The sequence below is a fragment of the Vibrio sp. 970 genome, assembly GCF_033339075.1.
In genome coordinates, this window is the sequence record NZ_JAWOTW010000156.1 from 1 (window position 1) to 866 (window position 866).

1 protein-coding gene and 1 tRNA gene are annotated in these 866 nt (G+C 42.1%); one reads left to right on the forward strand and one right to left on the reverse strand.

Annotated elements, in window-relative coordinates:
* Window positions 1–105 precede the first annotated feature (105 nt).
* A tRNA-Cys gene (locus R7Q11_RS25370) sits at window positions 106–179 on the forward strand.
* Window positions 180–501: 322 nt separating this feature from the next.
* On the opposite strand, the gene R7Q11_RS25375 is transcribed toward R7Q11_RS25370, so the two are convergent.
* Window positions 502–866, reverse strand: a 365-nt coding sequence (locus R7Q11_RS25375) for a transposase (protein ID WP_050561767.1), incomplete at its 5' end; no start/stop codon positions are given.

Below are 866 nucleotides of genomic sequence, written 5' to 3' on the forward strand. Positions count from 1 at the left end.
CTGTGCCGGTTCAAGACCGGCCCGGGGCACCATCAAAACGATGTATGGATTTCAGATTCAGTTTTAAAGCATCGTTCTCATGACAATGAGAAAACAATCAGGTAAGGCGCGTTGGCAGAGTGGCTATGCAGCGGATTGCAAATCCGTGGACCTCGGTTCGACTCCGGGACGCGCCTCCATTATTTCGAAAGCCAGTCTCTTATGACTGGCTTTTTTCGTTTATAGCGCCCACAAATCATTTTCCTCTCTTGTTCTGGCTACAATTAATTATCATCATTCTGTTTGTCACATCATTATCATATTCAAAGTGTATTTCCATCTTTTCTACAGAATAAAACTATTTATCTTGTTCAATTTTTTATTCACAGGTAGGAATTGAATAGTAGAGTGAAGCTTCTGCATTTTTCGAGTGATTTTATTATTGTCATCATTTTATATCTATTATGTTCATATAAATGCCACCTTAAATATAAAGTTCACACTTGGTGCTGAGAGATCCCCTCATAATTTCCCCAAAACGTAACCATGTGTGAATAGATTTTGAGTAAGCAGGGTTGCAGCCACGAGTGAGTCTTCCCTTGTTATTGTGTAGCCAGAATGCCGCAAAACTTCCATGCCTAAGCGAACTGTTGAGAGTACGTTTCGATTTCTGACTGTGTTAGCCTGGAAGTGCTTGTCCCAACCTTGTTTCTGAGCATGAACGCCCGCAAGCCAACATGTTAGTTGAAGCATCAGGGCGATTAGCAGCATGATATCAAAACGCTCTGAGCTGCTCGTTCGGCTATGGCGTAGGCCTAGTCCGTAGGCAGGACTTTTCAAGTCTCGGAAGGTTTCTTCAATCTGCATTCGCTTCGAATAGATATTAA